General features: G+C 56.7%; 17 protein-coding genes and 2 pseudogenes. 9 read left to right on the forward strand and 10 right to left on the reverse strand.

The features are described from left to right. Positions 1-414: 414 nt before the first annotated feature. Together LG371_RS03915 and LG371_RS03920 are read right to left on the reverse strand one after the other, a co-directional pair. Positions 415-933, reverse strand: a complete 519-nt coding sequence (locus tag LG371_RS03915) for a hypothetical protein (RefSeq protein ID WP_225747790.1) — start codon at positions 931-933, stop codon at positions 415-417. A 77-nt stretch (positions 934-1,010) separates the two neighbouring features. Further along, complete coding sequence (locus tag LG371_RS03920; protein WP_225747791.1) at positions 1,011-2,606, reverse strand: peptide chain release factor 3; 1,596 nt, start codon at positions 2,604-2,606, stop codon at positions 1,011-1,013. 140 nt (positions 2,607-2,746) lie between these two features. Here LG371_RS03920 and xseA point away from each other — a divergent pair, with 140 nt between their 5' ends. Beyond that, positions 2,747-4,099: an exodeoxyribonuclease VII large subunit gene (gene xseA, locus LG371_RS03925; RefSeq protein WP_370632662.1), complete on the forward strand. Its 1,353-nt coding sequence runs from the start codon at positions 2,747-2,749 to the stop codon at positions 4,097-4,099. Positions 4,100-4,258: 159 nt separating this feature from the next. Here the strand turns inward: xseA and LG371_RS03930 are convergent, their stop codons facing one another. Next, positions 4,259-4,432: a hypothetical protein gene (locus LG371_RS03930; RefSeq protein WP_370632655.1), complete on the reverse strand. Its 174-nt coding sequence runs from the start codon at positions 4,430-4,432 to the stop codon at positions 4,259-4,261. Between the two features lie 329 nt (positions 4,433-4,761). Between LG371_RS03930 and LG371_RS03935 the strand changes: the two genes are divergently transcribed. Continuing rightward, positions 4,762-6,126 carry an L-serine ammonia-lyase gene (locus tag LG371_RS03935; RefSeq protein WP_067589727.1) on the forward strand — a complete coding sequence of 455 codons (1,365 nt, stop codon included), beginning with the start codon at positions 4,762-4,764 and terminating at the stop codon, positions 6,124-6,126. A 198-nt stretch (positions 6,127-6,324) separates the two neighbouring features. Here the strand turns inward: LG371_RS03935 and LG371_RS03940 are convergent. Beyond that, positions 6,325-7,992 (reverse strand): annotated as a pseudogene (locus LG371_RS03940) (ABC1 kinase family protein). A 148-nt stretch (positions 7,993-8,140) separates the two neighbouring features. Here LG371_RS03940 and LG371_RS03945 point away from each other — a divergent pair. From LG371_RS03945 to dapE, 3 genes and pseudogenes are all read left to right on the forward strand, one after another. Next, the gene (locus tag LG371_RS03945) at positions 8,141-8,752 is read left to right on the forward strand and encodes a C40 family peptidase (protein WP_225747794.1); all 612 of its coding nucleotides are present in this window, start codon (positions 8,141-8,143) and stop codon (positions 8,750-8,752) included. A 12-nt stretch (positions 8,753-8,764) separates the two neighbouring features. Next, the gene (locus tag LG371_RS03950; RefSeq protein WP_067589736.1) at positions 8,765-8,983 is read left to right on the forward strand and encodes a hypothetical protein; all 219 of its coding nucleotides are present in this window, start codon (positions 8,765-8,767) and stop codon (positions 8,981-8,983) included. 148 nt (positions 8,984-9,131) lie between these two features. Then, a pseudogene (gene dapE, locus LG371_RS03955) lies at positions 9,132-10,260 on the forward strand (succinyl-diaminopimelate desuccinylase). Positions 10,261-10,680: 420 nt separating this feature from the next. Here the strand turns inward: dapE and LG371_RS03960 are convergent. Together LG371_RS03960 and LG371_RS03965 are read right to left on the reverse strand one after the other, a co-directional pair. After that, positions 10,681-11,484, reverse strand: coding sequence for a 1-acyl-sn-glycerol-3-phosphate acyltransferase (locus LG371_RS03960; protein WP_225747795.1), 804 nt, complete (start codon positions 11,482-11,484; stop codon positions 10,681-10,683). A 20-nt stretch (positions 11,485-11,504) separates the two neighbouring features. Next, positions 11,505-12,254 carry a GNAT family N-acetyltransferase gene (locus LG371_RS03965; protein WP_067590333.1) on the reverse strand — a complete coding sequence of 250 codons (750 nt, stop codon included), beginning with the start codon at positions 12,252-12,254 and terminating at the stop codon, positions 11,505-11,507. Positions 12,255-12,814: 560 nt separating this feature from the next. Here LG371_RS03965 and rpmB point away from each other — a divergent pair. From rpmB to lolD, 4 genes are all read left to right on the forward strand, one after another. Then, on the forward strand, positions 12,815-13,048 hold the full coding sequence (gene rpmB, locus LG371_RS03970; protein WP_035579964.1) for a 50S ribosomal protein L28: 234 nt from the start codon (positions 12,815-12,817) through the stop codon (positions 13,046-13,048). A 23-nt stretch (positions 13,049-13,071) separates the two neighbouring features. Then, the gene (gene rpmG / locus LG371_RS03975; RefSeq protein ID WP_067589743.1) at positions 13,072-13,227 is read left to right on the forward strand and encodes a 50S ribosomal protein L33; all 156 of its coding nucleotides are present in this window, start codon (positions 13,072-13,074) and stop codon (positions 13,225-13,227) included. Positions 13,228-13,527: 300 nt separating this feature from the next. Then, positions 13,528-14,778, forward strand: coding sequence for a lipoprotein-releasing ABC transporter permease subunit (locus LG371_RS03980; protein ID WP_225747796.1), 1,251 nt, complete (start codon positions 13,528-13,530; stop codon positions 14,776-14,778). After that, complete coding sequence (lolD, locus tag LG371_RS03985; protein WP_067589749.1) at positions 14,771-15,451, forward strand: lipoprotein-releasing ABC transporter ATP-binding protein LolD; 681 nt, start codon at positions 14,771-14,773, stop codon at positions 15,449-15,451. Before LG371_RS03980 ends, lolD begins: the two co-directional genes overlap by 8 nt. Before the next feature lie 213 nt (positions 15,452-15,664). Here lolD and LG371_RS03990 read toward each other — a convergent pair whose 3' ends face one another. Genes LG371_RS03990 through LG371_RS04005 form a run of 4 tightly spaced genes read right to left on the reverse strand, consistent with a single transcriptional unit; the run spans position 15,665 to position 21,451 of the window. Beyond that, the gene (locus tag LG371_RS03990) at positions 15,665-16,399 is read right to left on the reverse strand and encodes a DUF4400 domain-containing protein (RefSeq protein ID WP_064087660.1); all 735 of its coding nucleotides are present in this window, start codon (positions 16,397-16,399) and stop codon (positions 15,665-15,667) included. Next, the gene (gene traD / locus LG371_RS03995; protein ID WP_049258643.1) at positions 16,392-18,440 is read right to left on the reverse strand and encodes a type IV conjugative transfer system coupling protein TraD; all 2,049 of its coding nucleotides are present in this window, start codon (positions 18,438-18,440) and stop codon (positions 16,392-16,394) included. The genes LG371_RS03990 and traD overlap by 8 nt, the downstream gene beginning before the upstream one ends. Then, positions 18,441-20,975 carry a MobH family relaxase gene (mobH, locus tag LG371_RS04000; protein ID WP_080984519.1) on the reverse strand — a complete coding sequence of 845 codons (2,535 nt, stop codon included), beginning with the start codon at positions 20,973-20,975 and terminating at the stop codon, positions 18,441-18,443. Next, the gene (locus LG371_RS04005; protein WP_153717614.1) at positions 20,966-21,451 is read right to left on the reverse strand and encodes a hypothetical protein; all 486 of its coding nucleotides are present in this window, start codon (positions 21,449-21,451) and stop codon (positions 20,966-20,968) included. The genes mobH and LG371_RS04005 overlap by 10 nt, the downstream gene beginning before the upstream one ends. Positions 21,452-21,689 lie beyond the last annotated feature (238 nt).

The following is a 21,689-nucleotide window of genomic DNA, read 5'->3' on the forward strand; positions in this document are numbered from 1 at the left end:
CTACGACGCCGTACGCGCCAGCCTCAACGGTGAAAGCCGACAAACGGTACAGCGGAAACTGGAAGCCAGCTATATCAATCCCCTCCCAAACGATCCCAGAATACGCGAGCTAATGCGCGCGCAAGTCAAACACTCGCTGGATAAAGCCTATGACCTGTATCCATACCTAAGGAGGCTGCCTAGGTCGGAGCACACAAAAACCTCTGTTGCGGTGGGTAGAATCGAATATCAGGTTTGCATGGAACAATTTTTGAAACACGACAACAGCAAGCACAGGTCAGATTCACACCCCGCCAGATAATATCAACCTGAAATAAAACGACTGCTCCATTTAGCCTGCCCTGCTTAGCGCCAAACCAAAGGCTACCTGAAAACGCAATGAAGTTTTCAGGTAGCCTTTTTCACACCCACGCCCTACTCCGCCACCACATAATACCCCAGCCCATTCTCCCGCACCCTCACCCGCACCGTCTGCCCCGCCAAATCCTCCGGCGTACGCCGCAGCACACCCTCGTCCAGCTCAAAACGCATCCCGTCCTCCAGCTCCAGCACCCAAGATTTGAAAGCGCCCTTCTGCGTTTCCAGCAAACGCGCCTCCACCGACACCGGCTCAACCGGCAGCAGCGACACCAGCAACACCGCATTCACCAGCACCCGCGTCAGCACCCCCGCCATCAACACCCCCCACATCACGCGCGACATATCCCGCTTAAACCGATCCCCCGCCGGCAAACCTGCGCCGCCCTTGCGCAGACGGAAAAGCCAGCGCACGCACAGCGCCGCCAGCACGGCAAACACCACCCCCGCCAGCCAAGACGCCCCCTTCTTCCACGCCAGCGGCTGCGTCATCACCAACACCGCGCCCAACACCAGCGCCGCCGCCAGCGCCAGCTTGTTCCACCACTCCCACTCGCTCATTTTGAACCAAGCCATTCGTTTCCCCATCCGGTTAAGGGCTACCTGAAAACAGTGGAAACAAGATTGCCAAAATTTTCAGGTAGCCTCTTTATTCAGCTCAACTTCGCCGCGTGCTCGCGCGTTTCGTGGAACACAATATCCGGCCAGCGTTCCTGCGTCAGGTTCAGGTTCACGCGGTTGGGCGCGAGATAGGCCAGATTGCCGCCTGCATCTATCGCCAAATTGCCCGCGTTGGCTTTTTCAAATTCCGCCAGCTTTTTCTTGTCGTCGCACGACACCCAGCGCGCCGACCAGATGGACGCGCTGTCGAACACGGCTTCCACGCCGTATTCGTTGGCCAGCCGCGAGGTAACGACTTCAAACTGCAACACGCCCACCGCGCCCAAAATCAAATCCGCGCCGCTCATCGGTTTGAACACCTGCACCGCGCCTTCTTCGCCAAGCTGTTGCAAGCCTTTTTGCAGTTGCTTGATTTTCAGCGGGTTTTTTATGCGGACGCTGCGGAACAGTTCGGGCGCAAAGAAGGGGATGCCGGTGAACGCCAGTTGCTCGCCTTCGGAGAAGCTGTCGCCGATTTGGATGTTGCCGTGGTTGGGGATACCGATGATGTCGCCCGCAAAGGCTTCTTCCACCAGCTCGCGGTCGTGCGACATGAACGTAACCACGCTGGATGCGGCGATGTCGCGGTTGATACGCAGGTGCTTCATCTTCATGCCGCGCTCGAATTTGCCGGAGCAGACGCGCAAAAAGGCGATGCGGTCGCGGTGCTTCGGGTCCATATTGGCTTGGATTTTAAAGATAAATCCGGAGAATTTCGGCTCGTCCGGCTCAACCATGCGCACGGTCGCGTCGCGCGGTTTCGGCGCGGGTGCCCAGTCAATCAGCGAGTTCAAGATTTCCTGAATACCGAAGTTGTTAATCGCCGAGCCGAAAAACACGGGCGTGAGGCTACCTGAAAGAAATTCGTCCAAATCAAACTCGTTGGAAGCCGCCTGCACCAACTCGATTTCGTCGCGAAGCTGCTGGATTTCCAGCGGAAAACGTTTTTCCAGCTCGGGATTGTCGATGCCTTTGATGATGTCGAACTCGTGCGGCAGACGCTCGCCCCCCGCTTCAAACAGATAGATTTCGTCGTTCAGGATGTGGTACACGCCTTTGAAGTTTTTGCCCATGCCGATGGGCCAGGTTACCGGCGCGCAGCGGATTTTTAAAATATTTTCCACTTCGTCCAGCAATTCCAAAGAATCGCGCACTTCGCGGTCGTATTTGTTCATGAAGGTTACGATGGGCGTGTTACGCAGGCGGCAGACGTTCAACAGTTTGATGGTTTGCGCTTCCACGCCTTTGGCCGCGTCGATGACCATCAGCGCGCTATCGACAGCGGTGAGCACGCGGTAGGTGTCTTCGGAGAAGTCTTGGTGGCCGGGCGTGTCCAGCAGGTTCACCGTGTGGTCTTTGTAGTCGAACTGCATCACGCTGGATGCCACGGAAATGCCGCGCTGCTTCTCGATTTCCATCCAGTCGGAAGTGGCGAATTTGCCGGTTTTTTTGCCTTTCACCGTGCCCGCGCTCTGAATCGCGCCGGAAAACAGCAAGAGTTTTTCGGTGAGCGTGGTTTTGCCCGCGTCGGGGTGGGAGATGATGGCGAAGGTGCGGCGGCGGCGCACTTGGTCTGGAATATTGGACATGGCGGAAACCCGAATTGAAAACGGCGCATTCTAACATATCGCCGCGCGGGGTAAGGCTACCTGAAAATCCATCTGCCCGATTTTTCAGGTAGCCTTCCGGCTGTATAATGCCGCCTTCCATCATTCCCCTGCCCGATGCCATGTCTGACCTGTTTGCCCCCGCCGCGCTTTCCGTTTCCGAGCTGAACCATCTGGCCAAAACCCTGCTGGAAGACCAGCTCTCCGGCCTGTGGGTGGGCGGCGAGGTGTCGAACTTGGTGAAGGCGGCCAGCGGGCACTACTACTTTGTTTTAAAAGACCAACGCGCCCAAGTGCGCTGCACCTTGTTCAAACACGCCGCCCGTTCGCTGGCCGCGCTGCTGCGCGAGGGGGCGGAAGTGGAAGTGCTGGGCAAAATCACGCTGTATGAGGCGCGCGGCGAGTTTCAGATTAATGTGCAGGAAGTGCGGCGCAAGGGGCTGGGGCAGTTGTTTGAAGCTTATGAGCGGCTGAAGCAGCGTTTGCAGGCGGAAGGCTTGTTCGACGCTTCGCGCAAACGGCCGCTGCCCGAAGCGCCGCAGTGCATCGGCGTGGTTACCAGCCTGGCCGCGGCGGCGCTGCGCGATGTGGCCACCACTTTGCGGCGGCGCGCGCCGGATGTGCGCGTAATCGTGTATCCCACGGCGGTGCAGGGCGCGGGCAGCGAATTTCAGGTAGCCTCCGCCCTTGCCGCAGCGGCGGCGCACGGGCAGGCAGATGTGCTGATTGTGTGCCGAGGTGGGGGCAGCATGGAAGATTTGTGGGCGTTCAACGAAGAGGCGGCCGTGCGCGCGGTGGCGGCCTCGCCGATTCCCGTGGTGAGCGGCGTGGGCCACGAAACCGATTTCACGCTCACCGATTTCGCCGCCGACCTGCGCGCGCCCACGCCCACCGCCGCCGCCGAGCTGGCCAGCCCCAACCGCACGGAACAGCTCGGCAAAATGCAGCAGCTGCTCGGCCATTTGCGCCACACCCTGCAACGCCGCTGCACCGATGCCGCCCAGCGGCTCGACTGGCACGCCGCCCAACTGCGCCACCCGCGCCAGAAGTGGCAGGAGCAGCAGGCCGCCCTCCTGCGCAGCCGCCACGCCCTCGCCGGCCACATGCAGCGCCACCTGCTGCGCAAACAAGAACAGCTGGCCTATCTGGCGCAACTGTGCCGCCGCAGCCGCCCCGCGCCGCAGGCCGCCGCGCGCCAGGTGCAAGCCCAGGCCGTGCAACTCAACCGCCACCTGGCCGCCCTGCTCGCGCACAAACAGACGCAGTGCCAAAAGCAGGCCGGCATCTTGGAAGCCCTCTCGCCGCAGCACACCCTGGCGCGCGGCTACAGCGTGATCACCGACCGCGCGGGCAAGGTGGTGCGCGATGCCGGCCGGCTGCACAGCGGGCAGGTGCTCTCGCTGCATTTCGAAACCGGCACCGCGCAGGCGCAGGTGTTGCCGCGGCGCACCAGGCAGCAGGATTTGTTTGACTAGGCAGGCTTGCCGTTTGCCCGCCCTTGGCACGCAAATATTTTCAGGTAGCCTCATTTGCGCCACGGCGGGCAAATAAGGCTACCTGAAAAAGGAAAATGGCTTCCGCCGTGGAAGCCATTGGCTATTGCTGCGATTGCGTGCTGCCGGAAAGGCGCGGGTTTATTCGGGAGAAAAGCCTTCTTCCGTCAACGCGGCTTTGAATGCGGCGATGTCGAAGCCGTCGCCGTAAGTAATCACCACGCAGCCATCTTCGTGATTGGCGTTTACCATTCTCACGCCGGCCACGGTTTCGCCTTTGGCAACCAGCCGGTCCCCATCCGTTTTGTTCTGCATACCGGATACCTGAATCAACATTTGTGGCATATTAACCTCTAAATAATGTAGTCGATTAAAAAATATATCTATCTAAGCTTACTGCATTGTTTTGTGAAAATATGCAGTAGACGTCGCAAGTATTGCCCGCGTTTATGACTCCGTTATCCAAACTTCGTTACAACATTTAACAGGCAATAATGCGCATTTTGCCTAGATAACGCCCGGTTGTCTAGCCTTACAAAGAGAATAAATGCCACAGCCGGCATCTGCGCCACGCCGCCCGCCTAGGCTGCCACAGCCGGATTTGGTAAAATATTGAAAAATTACGACAGAAAGGCGGCAAAAGAATGATCAGTTTTTTTGATATGTTCAAAATCGGTATCGGCCCTTCCAGCTCGCACACTGTCGGGCCGATGCGTGCCGGGGCGCTGTTCCGGCAGCAGCTAATCGATCAGAAGTTATTAAACCGAATCACCCGTTTCCGGGCGCATGTTTATGGCTCTCTCTCCTTCACCGGCCGCGGCCACGGCACGGATTCCGCCATCATCGGCGGCCTGGCCGGCTACGAACCGGACACTGTGGACACCACCACCTTCCCCGAATTCATCCGGCAAGTGATGTCGAGCAAAACCCTTCCCGACATCAACGGCCACCAAACCCCGTTCGACTACATGCGCGATTTCCGCTTCCACTCCTCCTTCCTGCCCTTGCACGAAAACGGCATGCGTCTGGAAGCCTTCATTGGCGATGAAATCGCAGCGCAGGAAGTGTATTACTCCATCGGTGGCGGCTTCGTGGTCACCGAGCAGCAGTTTGCCAAAGCCGACCAGCAGCAGGCGCCGCTCAACGTGCCCTACCCCTACCAAAGCGCCGCCGACCTCATCCGCCAATGCAAAGAGCATAAGCTGAGCCTGTCGGAAGTCATCTTCCGCAACGAATGCGCACTGCACCCCGAAGAAGAAGTACGCGCTTACGCCCGCGCCATCTGGCAAACCATGAGCGACTGCATCCAACGCGGCCTCAACACCGACGGCACGCTGCCCGGCCCGCTGCACATCCAGCGGCGTGCCCCGCTAGTGAAAAAACAGCTCGAAAGCAACGCCGGCATCAGCAGCGACCCGATGGGCATCGTGGATTGGATTAACATGGTAGCCTTCGCCGTAAATGAAGAAAACGCCGCCGGCGGCCGCGTGGTTACCGCCCCGACCAACGGCGCCTGCGGCATCGTGCCCACCGTGCTCGCCTACTACGACCACTTCGTGAGCAGCCTCACCGACGAACAAGTGCTGCGCTACCTGCTCACTTGCAGCGCCATCGGCAGCCTCTACAAAATGAACGCTTCCATTTCCGGCGCCGAAGTGGGCTGCCAGGGCGAAGTGGGCGTGGCCTGCTCCATGGCCGCCGCCGGGCTCACCGAGCTGCAAGGCGGCAGCCCGGATCAAGTGTGCATTGCCGCCGAAATCGCCATGGAACACCACCTCGGCCTCACCTGCGACCCGGTAAACGGCCAAGTGCAAGTGCCCTGCATCGAGCGCAACGCCATATCTTCCGTGAAAGCCATCAACGCCTCGCGCATGGCGCTGCGCCGCACCACCGAGCCGGCGGTAACGCTGGACGAAGTGATCGCCACCATGTATGAAACCGGCCGCGATATGGATCAGAAATACCGCGAAACCTCCATCGGCGGCCTGGCCAAACATGTGTTGTGTTAGCTTGCTGATTTTAAAATTAAAGGAGTGTGGGATGCTGGTTCCACACGCCTTTTTGTTTTTCAGGTAGCCTGTATCCGCTGCCAGGAAAGCAAAAGGCTACCTGAAAAATCCGCCACCTCGTTTTCCGCTTCGCCGAAACCATTTTTCAGGTAGCCTCTCTCCTTCATCAAATTCCCTTTACGCTTGAAAAGTTTTGTTTTAATGTTTGCCCGAACGCCAAATAGCCCAGATAATCCACAGGCTGTTGGCGAAGGCCAAGAGGTAGCCGAAAAAGCCGAGAAACGATAGGCCGAACAGCTTGGGGCCGATGTTGCTGCTCAGCAAGATAGAGGAGCCGATAATCAGCGCGGCGGTTACCATGCCCATGGTGAGCCGGTTGGCGCTGTGTTCCAGATGCTGGTTGAGGCTATCGAGGCGTTTCAAATCGAGATTTACGTTTACGCGACCGCTTTGCAGGCTGCGGTTGAGGCGCAGCAGGTTTTTCGGCAAATCGCCCATTATCCGCCCCAGCATCCGGCTCTGCGTGCGGGCGCGCCGCCAAACGCGCTCGGGCGAAAAGCCTTGCCGGATCACGCTTTGCACAATCGGCTTGGCATGCTCCAGCAGCTGGAAATCGCCGTCTAGGCGCTTCACCACGCCTTCCAGGGTGAGCAGGGTTTTAAACAGCATCACCAAATCGCCGGGCAGCGCCAATTCGTGCTCGCGCATGATGCGGGTGAGATCGTTGATAACTTGGCTCACGCGCAAATCGCGCACGGCGGTGTGCTCGTAGTCGAGCAGCATTTCCATCACATCCGCGCCGAGCAGGTCTTCATCGGGCACATCTCCCTGCGCCCAGTTACCGAGGATGTATTGCACGGCGAAGGGGTCGCGGTGAATCAGGGCTTCGATTAAGGCGTTGATTTCCTGGCGGCGCACGGTATTCAGGTAGCCCACCATGCCGAAATCGATCAGCCCGACGCTCAAATCAGGATAGATGAAAATATTGCCCGGATGCGGGTCGGCGTGAAACAGGCCTTGGCCGAGAATCATGTGGAGCAGGGCATCGGTGATGCGGCAGGCCAGAAGGTGCCGCTCTTCCGCGCCCAGCGCTGCGATGTCGGCATCTTTCAGCAGCTCGGCCGCCATGTATTCCTGCACCAGAATCTGCCGGTTGCTATATTCGGGGTAAACCTTGGGGATATGAATGCCCGGGCGGCCGTCATACCAGGCGGCAAAACGCTGCATATGGCGCAGCTCGGCCGACAAATCGGTTTCCTTGGCCAGGCTTTTGGCAAAATACTGCACCATCTGCACCGGATGATAGCGGCGCGTTTCGGCAATTTCCGATTCTATCAATTGCGCCAAATAGGTTAGAATGCGCAAGTCTGCCTGAATCAGCGGCTCGATGTCGGGCCGGCGCCCCTTCACCGCCACTTCGCTGCCGTCGAGTAGCACCGCGCGGTGCACCTGCGCAATGGAAGCGCTGCCCACCGGATCGCTGTCGATATGCCGGAACACCTCTTCCGGCGCTCGCCCGAGCTGCTCGGCCAGCAGCAAACGGATTTCCTCAAACGGCAAGGGGTTAGCACGGCTTTGCAGCTGTTCGAATTCCTCAATCCATTCGGCGTTGAACACATCCACGCGGGTGGCCAGAATCTACCCCAGCTTGATAAACGTGGGCCCCAGCTCTTCAAACGCCAGCCGGAAACGGCGCGCAGTGCTCATGGCAACATGGTCGGCCGGCCGCCCCTCGCCGCCAAACCAAGAAGAGCGGTTCAGCTTGAGCCGGCCGAGGAAGCCGCCCAGCCCGTGCCGGGCAAGCGTGGACACGATTTGGCGCAACCGGTTGAGGTCGCCCCAAGCGAGAACGGCAGATTTAGCCATACGCATACCCCCTGCAAAATCTGTATCCATAACGGATACACAGCATAACACACCCGCCCCTTATAGCGCATACGCCGCCCGCCGCGCCGCGTTTCCGCCTCAATCCGAATACGCTATAACACGGCAAGAAACAGAAAGCTCCAAATTGATGAAGTGGATCAAGCAAGCAAGCATTTTCGCCCTCACGGCGCTCTCCCTCGCCCTCCCGCTCAGCGCCCAAGCCGCGCCCGAAGGCTTGGATAACGACGCGCTCGAACGCCTCATCCGCGAACGCACCGGCCACGGCAGCAACGCCTCATCCTCCTCATCCGGCCGCCAATCTTCAGGTAGCCGATCATCCTCCAGCAGCCGCTCCTCCGGCAGCCAAGACGAAGCCGGCGACCTCATCATGAACGCCATGAGCCTCATCGGCCTCTCCTACCGCTTCGGCGGCAACTCCCCCACCCAAGGCCTCGATTGCAGCGGCTTCATGCAATACATCTTCAAGCGCAGCATGGGCATCACCCTGCCGCGCACCTCCGCCGAAATGGCAACCGTGGGCCAGCAGGTCGACCGCGCCAACCTCAAGCCCGGCGACATGGTCTTCTTCGGCGGCGGCGGGCGCGTATCCCACGTCGGCATGTATATCGGCAACGACCGCTTCATCCACGCCCCCCGCACCGGCCGCGACATCGAAATCACCAGCATGAACGGCAACTACTGGAAAAACCGCTACATCACCGCCCGCCGCGTAGACCGTTCCACCCGCTTCACCCGCTAAAGGCACACACCCATGCACATGCCCGACATGCCCAAATGGTATAGCGACAACGGCGACATCGTTTCCTGCACCGAAAAAGTGAAAGTGATGCAGGAAAACATGCAAGAGCTCTACCAGCTCGCGCAAGACACCTTCGAAGACGCCCTGCTCATGGGCTGCGGCGAACAACAAGTGCGCGATTTCCTCGTCGAACTTATGCGCCATGTGCACAACCCCTACCGCCAGCCCTAAGCGCCGAGCCACAACAAAGGCTACCTGAAAATGCCACACCACTTTTCAGGTAGCCTCTTTCCATCCCGCATCAACGCCGCCCCAAGCCCTTGGCAAACCCCGCCAAACCCGCTATAACCCAGCCTTCCCCAATCCGCACATCCCCGCCATGACCGACACCGCCACCCTCCACCTCGCCAAACAACTCATCGCCCAACCCTCCATTACCCCGCACGACCACGGCTGCCAAGACATCATCGCCGAGCGCCTGCGCGCCATCGGCTTCACCATCGAAGACCTCCCCTTCGGCCGCACCCGCAACCTCTGGGCACGGCGAGGCAGCAGCGCCCCCCTGCTCTGCTTCGCCGGCCACACCGACGTCGTTCCCCCCGGCCCCGAAGCAGAATGGACATCCCCCTTCCAGCCCACCGAACGCCAAGGCAAACTCTACGGCCGCGGCACCGCCGACATGAAAACCAGCATCGCCTGCTTCATCACCGCCTGCGAACGCTTCACCGCCGCCCACCCCCACTTTTCAGGTAGCCTCGCCCTCCTCATCACCTCCGACGAAGAAGGCGACGGCCGCGACGGCACCACCCGCGTCGTTGACACCCTGCGCGCCCGCGGCGAACATATTGACTACGATCGTCGGCGAGCCCACCGCCGAACACACCCTCGGCGACACCATCAAAACGGCCGCCGCGGCTCCTCTCCGGCAGCCTCACCATCCACGGCAAACAAGGCCACATCGCCTACCCCACCTCGCCGCCAACCCCGTCCACCTCGCCGCCCCCGCCCTCGCCCAACTCACCGCCGAACACTGGGACAACGGCAACGCCTACTTCCCCCCCACCGGCTTCCAAATCTCCAACATCCACGCCGGCACCGGCGCCACCAACGTCATCCCCGGCAGCCTCAGCGTCCAATTCAACTTCCGCTTCTCCACCGAATCCAGCGCCCAAAGCCTCCAACAGCGCGTAGAAGCCATCTTGCAACAACACCGACTGAGCTACAACCTGCAATGGCAGCTCTCCGGCCAACCCTTCCTCACCGAAGCCGGCCGCCTCACCCAAGCCGCCCAAGCCGCCATCGCCGAAGAATGCCGTATCCAAGCCGCCCTCTCCACCGGCGGCGGCACCTCCGACGGCCGCTTCATCAAAGCCATCGCCAGCGAACTCATCGAGCTCGGCCCCGTCAACCAAAGCATCCACCAAATCGACGAACACATCGAGCTCGCCGCCATCCCCCGGCTCTCCGCCATCTACGAAAACATTCTGCGCCGCCTGCTATTAGATTGACACAGCAAGCAAAAAATTTTTCAGGTAGCCTGTACGTCCGCCACAGGCTACCTGAAAACATATAGCGAACCACCTTAACTTTCGCTACGGCGTTAGCTCGCCTTGCCGTACTCCTGTACTGTCTGCGGCTCGCTGCCTGGTATCGAAAGCTAATTTGATTCGCCATAGTGGACTAAATTTAAACCGCTACGGCGTTGCCTCGCCTTGTCCCGATTGTTGTGAATCCACTATATATCCCCATTACAGCAAAACACTTTTCAGGTAGCCTCCCCGCCCACCCAAAGGCTACCTGAAAAACAAGCGGAGCAAGTTTCTCCAAACACACCGCCTTGCCACAAAGACAGCATTTCCATCCCGCCCAAAACACCAAAGGCCGCCCCGCCCGCAAGCGAAACAGCCTTCGCAACATAACGCACACCCTTAAGCCGTGTGCTCAAACACTGCCCCCTTCTCCGCCACCACACTCTCCGGCGGCACACCGCGCAGTTCCGCCAGCTTGGCCACAATCTGCGCCTGCGCCACCGCACACAACTCCTGCCGCGTCTTACCCTGCGGCGCAATCGGCTCCAAGAAATACAGCACCGCCTCACTGCCCCGCTGCGGCAAAATCCGGCAAAACGACTGCCACAGGCTCATCTCGCCATAATAAGCCATATTGATATTCGGGCTGCCGTCCGCATTCGGATAATACGACAACACCGGCCACACCGCCTGATTGCCCACCACCGCCGTATCAAACAGCCCGCTCTTAAACGGCTTGATGCCCGTACCGTCCGTGCTCGTCCCCTCCGGGAACACCACCGCATAATCCTTTTCCGCCAAAATCTGCAGCAACACCTCCATCACCTGCTGCGAAGACTGCCGGCTGCCGCGCTTGATAAACACCGTGTCCACCCGCGCCACCAGCCAGCCGATCACCGGCCAGTCGCGCACCTCCTGCTTGGCCACAAAGCGCACCGCCTGCACCGAATTAATCAAGAAAATATCCAGCCACGACACATGGTTGCCCACCATAAACTGCCCGCCCTCGGCAAAAAACCGCTCCGAGCCGTGCACCGTCAGCCGAATGCCAAAAATCCGCATACACTGCCGCGACCAGCGCCGAATCCGCCACTGGCGTTTCGCCTTATCCTCGCGGCCGAAAAACAAGGCTACCTGAAAGCAGCCCCACAGCAAAATGGCGGCCACCCCAAATAGCCTCACAATCAGTCTGAGCCTACGCATCAGCTAACCTTGTTCCTGATTTATTTCACAAAATGTTTGGCATAACGCGGATGGATATTCTCCATCGGCATCATCACCAGCATATCGGCGCTGCCGAAATCCTTATCCCAATGCGGCTCGCCGCAAATCCACACGCCCGCGCGCAGATAACCCTTCATCAGCGGCGGCGCCTCCACGTCCAAATCCTGCCGCAGCTCATCCAGCGGCAGCGGCACTTTCGGGAACACGCGGTATTCTTCCGGCGAATAATGCGTCTGCTTCAGCTTGTGGAACAGGCTCGCGGCATAATCCCCGCCGTCGTCCATATGCACGCTGCCGCAGCCGATCATATATTCCAAGCCCTGCGCCTGCATAAAGCCGATCAAGCCCATCCACAGCAGCGAAATCGTGCCGCCGGTGCGGTAATCCTTGTGCACGCAGGCACGGCCCAGCTCCACCGTTTTCGGCAAAATATGCCGGATGCGCGACAAATCAAATTCCGAATCGGAATACCAGCCGCCTGCCGCCTTGGCCGCCTCTTTGGTAATCAGGCGGTAGGTGCCGATGATGCGGCCGCTGGCTTTGTCGCGCACAATCAGGTGGCGGCAGAATTCATCGTAGCGGTCGATGTCGCGGCCGTCTTCGGCATGGATGCCGGCGCCCATTTCCAGGCCGAATATCTCGTATCGCAGGCGTTGTGCTTCCGCCACGGCATCCGCTTCGCGGGTAACGGACACTTCGAGGCTACCGCTATCAACGAGAAGCCATTCTTGGTCTTTTGTCTGTTGCATGGGTTGCTCCGGGAAACGTGCTACATTCGCACAGGCCGAACTGTAAAGCCACACGGCGCAAGAGGCAAGCAAATTGTGTTGCCCGCCGTAGGAAATAAAGCCGCCGCCGCGCCTAACGCCCGAATCCGGCTCATGGTTTTGCCGCACGCGCCGGCACCCGCCTGCGCAATCGTTTCCTCGCGGCAAACAGCATCAGTAGCGCCAAACCGTTTTCAGGTAGCCTCAAACGCAATTTAAGGCTACCTGAAAAATATAGCGAATCAAATTAGCTTTCGATACCAGGCAGCGAGCCGCAGACAGTACAGGAGTACGGCAAGGCGAGCTAACACCGTAGCGAAAGTTAAGTTGGTTCGCTATACCAACCCGGGCAGCCGCACTTCCGCTGCAAGCAAAGGCCACCTGAAACAGCAGCTTGCCTGCCATGCGCCTTCCCCTGCATGTGTGGTTTCCCGCACCGCTTCCGCCGTTTTCATCACGATAAAACTTGAACCGGATATCTTTTCTATGGTATAAAGCAAGTTTCGTTTCTATCTAATATTTTTGAAGTTTGGAGAATAACCATGGCACGAGTTTGCAAAGTAACCGGAAAGCGGCCGATGTCCGGTAACAACGTATCGCACGCCAACAACAAAACCAAGCGCCGTTTTTTGCCGAACCTGCAATCGCGCCGTTTCTGGGTTGAGAGTGAAAACCGCTGGGTGCGTTTGCGCGTTTCCAACGCAGCTTTGCGTTTGATCGACAAAGTCGGCATTGATGCCGTTCTGGCCGATTTGCGCGCACGCGGCGAAGCCTAACCATTATTTAAGGAATCAGAGTCATGCGCGATAAAATCAAGCTGGAATCCACCGCCGGTACCGGCCATTTCTACACCACCACCAAAAACAAGCGGACCATGGCCGGCAAATTCGAAATCAAAAAATTCGATCCGGTTGCCCGCAAACACGTGGTTTACAAAGAAACCAAGCTGAAATAAACCTTTCAGCCGCGTTTCCACCGAGACACTGCATTCTCTGGCTCAGCAAGGGAATGCAGTTTTCTATATCTGCGCCCCGGAAACTGCCGTTAAATAGGGAAAATTCCACGCATACCCGCGTAATCGCCCCTGCCCTGCCATCCAATAAACGGTATACTGTGCGCCGCTTTGGGGCTACCTGAAAATTTGAGGCTACCTGAAAAACCCTCTCTGCCCCAACGACGCCGCTTTTAAAGCAATTACCGCACAACCCAAATCTTTTGCAGCCTGCCGCACGCAGCCTGCGGAGCAAATCCCACCATGCTTTCCCTCGAAACCTGGATCGGCCTGCGCTATATGCGCGCCAAAAAACGCAACGGCCTGATGTCCGTCATCAGCATCATTTCGATTTTCGGCATCGCCACCGGCGTGACCGCGCTGATCGTGGTGCTTTCCGTGATGAACGGCTTTCAGAAAGAAATCCGCGGCCAGCTGCTGCAAGTAACCCCGCATATGCAGCTGAGCTATCTGCAAGCCGAGCCGGGCGACGACTGGCGCAGCCTGGCCAAAATCGCGCAGGCCAACCCGCGCGTGCTCGGCGTGGCGCCGTATGTGAGCGGGCAGGCGCTCTTGGCCAATTCCGGCGAAGTACAGGGTGTACAGGTGAAAGGCATCGACCCGGCCGAAGAGCCGAAAGTGTCGGAATACGGCAGCAAACTGCCCAACGAGCTCTATCAGCGGCTTCATCCCGGCCAATTTGAAATGATTTTGGGCAAAGACATTGCCGACCGCCTGGGCGTACAGCCGGGCGAAAAGGTTACGCTGATTTCACCCGAAGGCAACGTCACCCCCATCGGCATGGTGCCGCGCATGAAGCAATTCACCGTGGTGGCCACCGTGTCCACTGGCATTTTCGCGGTGGACAACAGCCTCTCTGTAATCCACATCGACGACGCGAAAACCCTCTACCGCGCGGGCGACGGCGACGTGAGCGTGCAGCTACGCCTGTCGCAGCCGGAAACCGCGCCGGATGTAACCGCCGTAATCGTGCCCGCCGAGCAGCGCGACAAAATCGCGGCCTACGACTGGACCTACCAAAACCGCGATTATTTCCAAGCCGTGGAAGTGGAGAAAAAAATGATGTTTGTGATCATGTTCTTCATCAGCCTGGTGGCCTCCATCAACCTGATTTCCACACTGATCATGACCGTAACCGAAAAGCAGGCCGCCATCGCCATCCTGCGCACGCTCGGCCTGCCGCCGCGCGGCATCATGAAAATCTTCCTGGTGCAGGGCACGCTGCTGGGCGTGGTGGGCACCGCCATCGGCGTGGCGCTGGGCATTACCGTGGCGCTGAACGTGGGCGGCATCGTGGCCGGCATCGAGCAGATGGCCGGGCGCAAGCTGGTTACCTCCGCCATCTATTTCATCGACTACATGCCCTCGCAAGTGAAGCTTTCCGACGTGCTGGCCATCGTGAGCATTTCGCTCGGCCTCTCCTTCGTGGCCACCCTGCTGCCGAGCTGGCGCGCATCCAAAACCCAACCTGCGGAGGCCCTGCGCTATGAATAAAGAATGGGTAATCGAATGCCAAAACGTGGGCAAAGTGTATGACGACGGCAGCCTCAAAGTGGAAGTGTTGCGCGAAGTGGATTTTCAGGTAGCCTCAGGCGAAGGCATCGGCATCATCGGCGCCTCCGGCAGCGGCAAATCCACCCTGCTGCACATCCTCGGCGGGCTCGACAAGCCCACCAGCGGCGAAGTGAAAATCAAAGGCCAAGGGCTCAACAACCTCTCGCAAGTGGCCATCGGCCGGCTGCGCAACCGGCATTTGGGCTTCGTGTATCAATTCCACCACCTGCTGCCCGAGTTTTCCGCGCTGGAAAACGTGATGATGCCGCTCTTGGTGGCGCGGCGCAGCAAAGCCGAAGCCCAGGCCGCTACCGCCGAAATCTTAGAAAAGGTAGGCCTCGGCAGCCGCATGACCCACCGCCCCGGCGAACTTTCCGGCGGCGAACGCCAACGCGCCGCCATCGCCCGCGCCTTGGTTACCAAGCCCGACTGCCTGCTGGCCGACGAGCCCACCGGCAACCTCGACCGCAAAAACGCCACCCACGCGCTGGAAATGATGCTCGAGCTCAAACGCGAGCTCGGCACCGCCCTCATCGTGGTAACGCACGACGAGCAGCTCGCCAAACGCTTCGACCGCGTGCTCACCATGGACGACGGCAGCCTGCGCGGCTGAGCCCGCCCCGCCAAACCAACCCAAGCCGCCGAACCGGGCAACCATTCGGCGGCTTGGCTTTGAGCGCACATCAGGCTACCTGAAAACGATGTTTATGTAAGTCCAACTAGACGCTTGTCCACAAGGAACAGCTGAGAGAATTTTCGAGAACACCGTAAGAAAAAAATACACGGTAGCTGAAGATTACTCCAATATATGAATAATGGCAAGTGCTTACAGATATTTTTTAAGATATTTCGCTTGGAGATACACCATAGCCGCGCCGATGCAGATTGGAAGCAACAGCCACAATGGCGATAACGGCCATGGAGTAGAAAGATAGAGTACTGAACTGGTAGAAACAATGCCGGTACGCCAGTATTTGGCTCGATGGTAAATACCTGCGCTCTCGCGTGAGGCGTTTTCCTGACGGATGCGGCGTTGCACGAAACCGTCAATAACGGCCAGCAGTGACAGGTAAATGGCAAAGATACTAAGAAAGGCAATGTTGCCCAGTCGTAATGAAATAACACGGATTACCTGATCGAAACGCTCAAGATAGTCACGGTTAGGCTCGAGGAATTGCTCTTTTATACCGTAGCCGGTATCACCAGGGTTGCTTTCCAATAGATAATTCAACGGTATCCATTCATACAACACAGTGCTCAATGCGGTATAGGTATAACGGGTCAGAGTAAGATTAATACCGGTATCTGGATTCTTGTTTTCAGGTAGCCTGCCATCGTTTGTTGTCCATTTTTGCCATAGGCTTTGATTGCCCAGCTGCATGGTATTTTCCACTTCCTGCTGTAGCAAATCGGGGCGGTAGAAATAGCTTTGTAGCAAGATGGAACTGCCAAATAAAATGGCGATAACCAGCAGGATTATTTTTAATAACTTGACCGGTGCAGTTAGAAAGCGCAGTACCAGTGATTCAGCAATCAAGTCTTGGCGGTTGTTTTTAGCCATAGCTTCGCCCTTCTATGAAAACTGTTTCCTCTTCCTCCGTGTTTCGGCTCAAGCGCACGGTTTCACGCATCCGCTCAGCCATGTCGGCCAGGCTCTGCGGGATGTCGGCAGTAGGATCGGGCAGAGGTAAAGGCAGCCTTAACTTGTACAAGTTGCCGCCCTCCAGCAAGGCGAAAGCCTGCCCTTTTGGCAGGTTGGTCAGGTCTGACGGCATCAGCATGGGGACGGTTTCGCTGCTGAGGCGGTCTTCGTTGTGACTGGTAAAGTCTTCGTAACCTTCGGGAAAGGCGACATCGCCCGCTCCGGATACCAGCGTTCCGGTTACCACCCGAACGTCGGGCAGCTGCGAAGTCAGCATTTTGGCGGTCGATTCCAGTTTGACCCTCAGCATAATCATGGTATTGAAGTTGCCGCCCATTTGCTCAGCCTTGGCTTTGGAACCAATTTTGGCTTCCACATCCGACCAGGTCTGGGTGTAGGCGGTAACCTGGTAACCCGCGCCGCCAGCCTTGTTGAGCATAGGGATGAACTCATTGCCGATTAGCTCGTTAAACTCATCGGCATGAATGGCAACCATACGTTTTTTTGTCGGACCAGACTGACCATAGCCGTGGCCATGCTTATAAATTTGGCCGGCCAGCGAAGTCAGATCGGCAAACATGGCGTTGCCGACGGCGGCAGCCACTTCGGCATCGGTCAGCGCGTCCAGCCCGACGTAAACCACTGCGTTCTGCTCCATCACTTTGCGCCAGTCCATAATCGGACGGGTATCGGCCAAATCTTCGAAATTCGGGCTGATCAGCTCGGCCACGCGGCCGCTGGTCAGTTTTTCCAGCAAGGGATAGAGCGAGCTGACCAGTTTTTCAAAATAACTGCGCTCATTGCCCAAGATGCCGGTTACCGCATCGCTCACCGCATCATTCAGGTTTTTCTGCTTCAGGAAAGCGGACAGGCGCACCGCATCAATGCTGCGCCCGGTTTTGCTGACCTGCTTCTTCTCGGCATCGGACAAATCGAAATCATCAAAATCGTTTTTCCAGCCCGGGCATTCCCGGTTCAGGATAGAGGCAAAGTATTGTGCTGCTAGATCATCAACATTGACTGCACATCGGTAAATCAACAGATAGCTCGGTTTGATTGATAGGGCCGCCATCATCTTGCCCAATACATTGACGAAGCGCCAAACGAAATCGCGGAATGCTGCCGACTGCCCCTCATCCGGCAGCTGGTTGGCGATACGGGTCGCCACTTCGGTAATACGAGTAAAGTCACCGACCGGATTGTAGCGGCAGGACAGGTCGGGGAAGCCTAGGTGGAACATATAAAACGGTCGGCCCGCCTTCTTGGCGGCCAGATAATGCGTCAGCATCAGTTCGGCATCGCCCTTTGGGTCGAAAGTGATAACCGTATCGCCACGCGCGATATCCTGGTTGATCAAGATTTCCGCCAGTCGGGTTTTACCGACACGGGTGGTACCCAGCACGATGGTGTGCCCAACCCGTTCCGATAGGGCGGAGTAAATATCCCGCTCGTAAGGTTCCACTCCGTGCAATTCAGGTGCGCCACCTACCGGTGGCAGCGGAGCAACAGGGTTCCACCATGCCTGCCTAGCGGTCAGCCGGGTTAGCAAGGACTGTCCAGCGGTACGAATTTCCTGCTGCCGCGCCCAGCGATACAGACGGCCAGGTTCACGTAAGGATTCGTTTTCAGGTAGCCTAGCCATCAGCAGGCGTTGGGTGTGTGTCTGCGTCCATTTGAAACCGCGTCCTAGGAATAACGCCTTGTCGGATACAGGAATTTGCTGTGGTGTCAGCGCATAGAAGCTCAGGCGGCTTAAATTACGCCGATAGCGACGAATGCGTAGCCCTTGTTTGCAACGATAGCTGGCCAATGCTGTCAGCAGCGGTATGCCGGCATAGGCTGTCATAGAGGGGATTGGCAGGAAAACCAAGCTTAATGCACCAACTAGGTAGGCACTGCTACTGACGAACTCGTAGGGTTTGCGGTAGACGTTTTCTGGTGGTTGGATGGTTACACCCATTTATGTCTCCTGTCGGTTTTCAGACGGCAGGCCAGCGGCCAGCAAATCATATTCGGCAATGCTGATATCGGTATTATTGGGCGGGCGACCATCGGCACGAACAATATGCCGCAGGTTGCTCTCTGGAATCAGATAGCAGCAAAACAGCCGCCGCCGGACACCTTTGTTAGAGCCTTTATTGGTTTCGACATTAAATAGGGCGGTTTTTTTGCCGCGTTGATGTAGCTTCAGGCTGACAAAACCCCGCTGCGCCCTCAGTCCCGGGCAGTTTTCGTCATTCTTGTTGAACACACCGCCGGCATAATCCCGAAAGATAGCGGGAGAAACCAGCAGCATTCCTTGAGGTACGAAATGTACTGGTGCACCTCGTTGGTTGACGGCGATGCTGCCGTCGGTTAAACCATCGGCCAGCCAGCGCCAGAAATGACGACCATCCTGCTGCTGTCGCTGGCGAATATCGGACAAAGCACCGGAGGCTACTTCGCTATTCGCCACGGGTTCGATCTCCGGTTGTGCACTTTCCTCCGCTGTGATGTCTTCGGTCAAATCTTCAGTCAAAATAGACTCTACGACCAAAGCGTCTACGTTCGCTGTATCAGCAACATGATGCACGGCAACAGGTCGCGGTGATTCAGCCTTACCAGCTTGCCGCTGCCTTTGGATTTCTGCCAAGCCAGCATCAGCTGTTTCCTGTTGCGGTAGTTCGGCATCAGCCGGTTTGGCTACAGCATCGTTGTCAGCAAATATCTCTTTCAGGATATTCAATCCGGCTGGATTATTACCACTTGTTTTTTTGCCAGTTTTTTTATTTTTGACTGGTGAAGTGACTTGATCATCGGTTCTGGCAACATCTGGCGATTCTGTTATGGGTTCACTACTACCCGCAGCCGGTTGCAGTGCTTCAGTAGTCGTATTAACAGTTACTTCAGTTTCTGTCGCGGTTTCATCCAGAATATCCAATAACCCATGTTTTTCTAATAAAGCATCAATATCCCCTGCCTCAGTTACCAAATCGCTTGCCGGAACGGCTGATTCTGTTTTTTGTGGTATTACCTCGGAATTAGAAGGGGGCTCGGTTACTGCCTCAGTTTCACGTCTGCGTGGCGGTGGTGGAATAGCTGCGGCCACTTCCGGTGCAATGAGTTCTTGGGTATTTTTTGTATCGGTATCAACTAGGTCGTCTGTCGCTGCTCCAGTTTCAATCTCTTCTTCCCCTGCCGTCTTACGCGGTCGGTTGCTTTGATCCGCAGAAACTTTCAGGCTACCTGAAAATTCTGCTGGATATACTCCGTCTGGATACAAGGTTTCCAACTTAAAGGCCAGTACAGTAAAGCGTTGTGCTTTAACCTCACCGTCTTGGCGCATAAAACAGATATCAACGGAGGTTACGGCACGGTGTTCGTCCTGTGGATTGGGGAGTACCGCACCATATTCCAGCAAAGTGTCGAAAATGCGCTGATTGTCATTCGGGAAAGAGGGGGCAGCGGGATGATTATTACTGCGTAGAAATTCACGGATGAAATCGGGCACGTTTTTGGAGACCATGTAAACCGTATTCCCCTGGCGGAACAAGTCTCCACCGGCACGAGTCGCGATGCTGAACCAGCGGCCACGATCGGCCAGCATTTCGCGTAATGTTTCCATTACAGTTTCAATTAGTGGAGTACGTTTGGCAGTAGAAAAACGTTGTCGAGTGCCAGATTTGAGGTCGCGCGCGGTGGAAGCCATATCTGCTTCACGGACGATTTTGCCGAATGGACTGTGATCAGTGTGACCGGTCAGATATTGCCTCAATGCCAAAATCAACTTTGGATCACTGTCGCCCATCCAGCGTCGGACATGGGCGGGTACAATGGTTTGAAAAAATACCCAAGCAATTTCGGTATGTTCGGTATAAGCGGCTTTCTTGTCCGGAAATGAAACGCGGTAATAATTTCGACCACTCAGCGCCATACTTCCGGCATCCGGCATCCACCGGCTGCCATGATTTTGATTTGGGTGTTCGAACAGTTCCACATTAAACCCAGTCAGGGTCTTTCCAATATCGTGTAGTAGAGCAGCTACCATAATGCCGAACCGCCAAACCACTCCCAACCGAGCGATATCTTCTGTTTCAGCATCAGGTGGCCAGCTGTATGCAGCTGCTGCCATTAACGACAGAGCAGCCACATCCAATGTGTGCCGAACCAATCCACCGTCTCCTGCGTGGTGGTGCGATTCGGAGGCAGGTAGCCGCTGCACGAATGTAATGTACTCGTGCAACATAGGGAGTGCGTCTTTATGCCAGTTCTCGTCGGATAGACCGAGGTTAGCTCGGATGTTGGCTAGTTGGGGGGACAAGCTAAGGACATGAATAAGTTCTTCAGCAGAAAGAACCCGAAGTTTATCGCCGACAATATTCGGGGAAGTGACAGCTTCCGGTATCACCGATACGGGATTACCGGAAGATTTTGATGGAGATTGGGGACGATAAAATAAAAACAGCAGAATAAGTGCGGCTGCCATTGCGACTGCCGCATACCAAATTAATGACATGTGCGCATACCCAGTGCCGCTGCAAACCAAGATTCTGCATCAGCTGGCGACGTATGTGCCTGCTCCCCGATAAAGAGATCTGCCTCAGGATGGCGATCGATAAAGGTGCTAAAAGGCTCATGCAGGCTGTTCCAGTATTCAACCCAGGTATTCTCAATACTAAGCGAAGTATTATCCACCACACTACCGAGGCTGCCATCATAGACCACTGCGTGACAATGAAACCCCTCAAATTCAGTGGCTAGCAGTTGAATGACTGCGGCATCGTTCGAGTCATCTGGCAAAGTCTCAAACAACGAGATGGTCTTATCACACAGCCAATTAGTAGTGCACTCTTCGGACAGAGTCAGCTGCTCCAAAAATCCATTGCACTGAACGATACGGTGTGCCAAGACTGCCGGCCAATGGTTGGAAAGACTGCCGAAGCGTGTCAGGCACTGTTGCAGTTGCCAGAAACAGAAAGGGAACATCGGCATACGGAATCCTAGTTGAAATGCGGGCAGTATTCGTAAAGCCTCCCTTTGCGGCAAGTAACAATTGGAAAAAAGCGGATTCCTTTTGATGCTTGCCTTCCTGAGCATCTTGTGCTAGCGCAAGATGCTGCTTTTCCTTTTTTAAATATTTGTTATTTAAAATAAATAACAAATATTCTTCCCTTTAGGCGTTTCTCCGTTGGCCATTTTGCCTTTCCTTTTCCCATTTAGGCTGTTGCCC

Source organism: Eikenella sp. Marseille-P7795, assembly GCF_916618725.1.
In the GTDB taxonomy this organism is placed as follows: Bacteria; Pseudomonadota; Gammaproteobacteria; order Burkholderiales; family Neisseriaceae; genus Eikenella; species Eikenella longinqua.

Excerpts from the sequence above, each read along its gene's own strand:
- LG371_RS03915 (WP_225747790.1), bottom strand. The coding sequence starts at position 933 with ATGGCTTGGTTCAAAATGAGCGAGTGGGAGTGGTGGAACAAGCTGGCG.
- LG371_RS03920 (WP_225747791.1), bottom strand. The coding sequence starts at position 2,606 with ATGTCCAATATTCCAGACCAAGTGCGCCGCCGCCGCACCTTCGCCATC.
- xseA (WP_370632662.1), top strand. The coding sequence starts at position 2,747 with ATGTCTGACCTGTTTGCCCCCGCCGCGCTTTCCGTTTCCGAGCTGAAC.
- LG371_RS03930 (WP_370632655.1), bottom strand. The coding sequence starts at position 4,432 with ATGCAGAACAAAACGGATGGGGACCGGCTGGTTGCCAAAGGCGAAACC.
- LG371_RS03935 (WP_067589727.1), top strand. The coding sequence starts at position 4,762 with ATGATCAGTTTTTTTGATATGTTCAAAATCGGTATCGGCCCTTCCAGC.
- LG371_RS03945 (WP_225747794.1), top strand. The coding sequence starts at position 8,141 with ATGAAGTGGATCAAGCAAGCAAGCATTTTCGCCCTCACGGCGCTCTCC.
- LG371_RS03950 (WP_067589736.1), top strand. The coding sequence starts at position 8,765 with ATGCACATGCCCGACATGCCCAAATGGTATAGCGACAACGGCGACATC.
- LG371_RS03960 (WP_225747795.1), bottom strand. The coding sequence starts at position 11,484 with ATGCGTAGGCTCAGACTGATTGTGAGGCTATTTGGGGTGGCCGCCATT.
- LG371_RS03965 (WP_067590333.1), bottom strand. The coding sequence starts at position 12,254 with ATGCAACAGACAAAAGACCAAGAATGGCTTCTCGTTGATAGCGGTAGC.
- rpmB (WP_035579964.1), top strand. The coding sequence starts at position 12,815 with ATGGCACGAGTTTGCAAAGTAACCGGAAAGCGGCCGATGTCCGGTAAC.
- rpmG (WP_067589743.1), top strand. The coding sequence starts at position 13,072 with ATGCGCGATAAAATCAAGCTGGAATCCACCGCCGGTACCGGCCATTTC.
- LG371_RS03980 (WP_225747796.1), top strand. The coding sequence starts at position 13,528 with ATGCTTTCCCTCGAAACCTGGATCGGCCTGCGCTATATGCGCGCCAAA.
- lolD (WP_067589749.1), top strand. The coding sequence starts at position 14,771 with ATGAATAAAGAATGGGTAATCGAATGCCAAAACGTGGGCAAAGTGTAT.
- LG371_RS03990 (WP_064087660.1), bottom strand. The coding sequence starts at position 16,399 with ATGGCTAAAAACAACCGCCAAGACTTGATTGCTGAATCACTGGTACTG.
- traD (WP_049258643.1), bottom strand. The coding sequence starts at position 18,440 with ATGGGTGTAACCATCCAACCACCAGAAAACGTCTACCGCAAACCCTAC.
- mobH (WP_080984519.1), bottom strand. The coding sequence starts at position 20,975 with ATGTCATTAATTTGGTATGCGGCAGTCGCAATGGCAGCCGCACTTATT.
- LG371_RS04005 (WP_153717614.1), bottom strand. The coding sequence starts at position 21,451 with ATGCCGATGTTCCCTTTCTGTTTCTGGCAACTGCAACAGTGCCTGACA.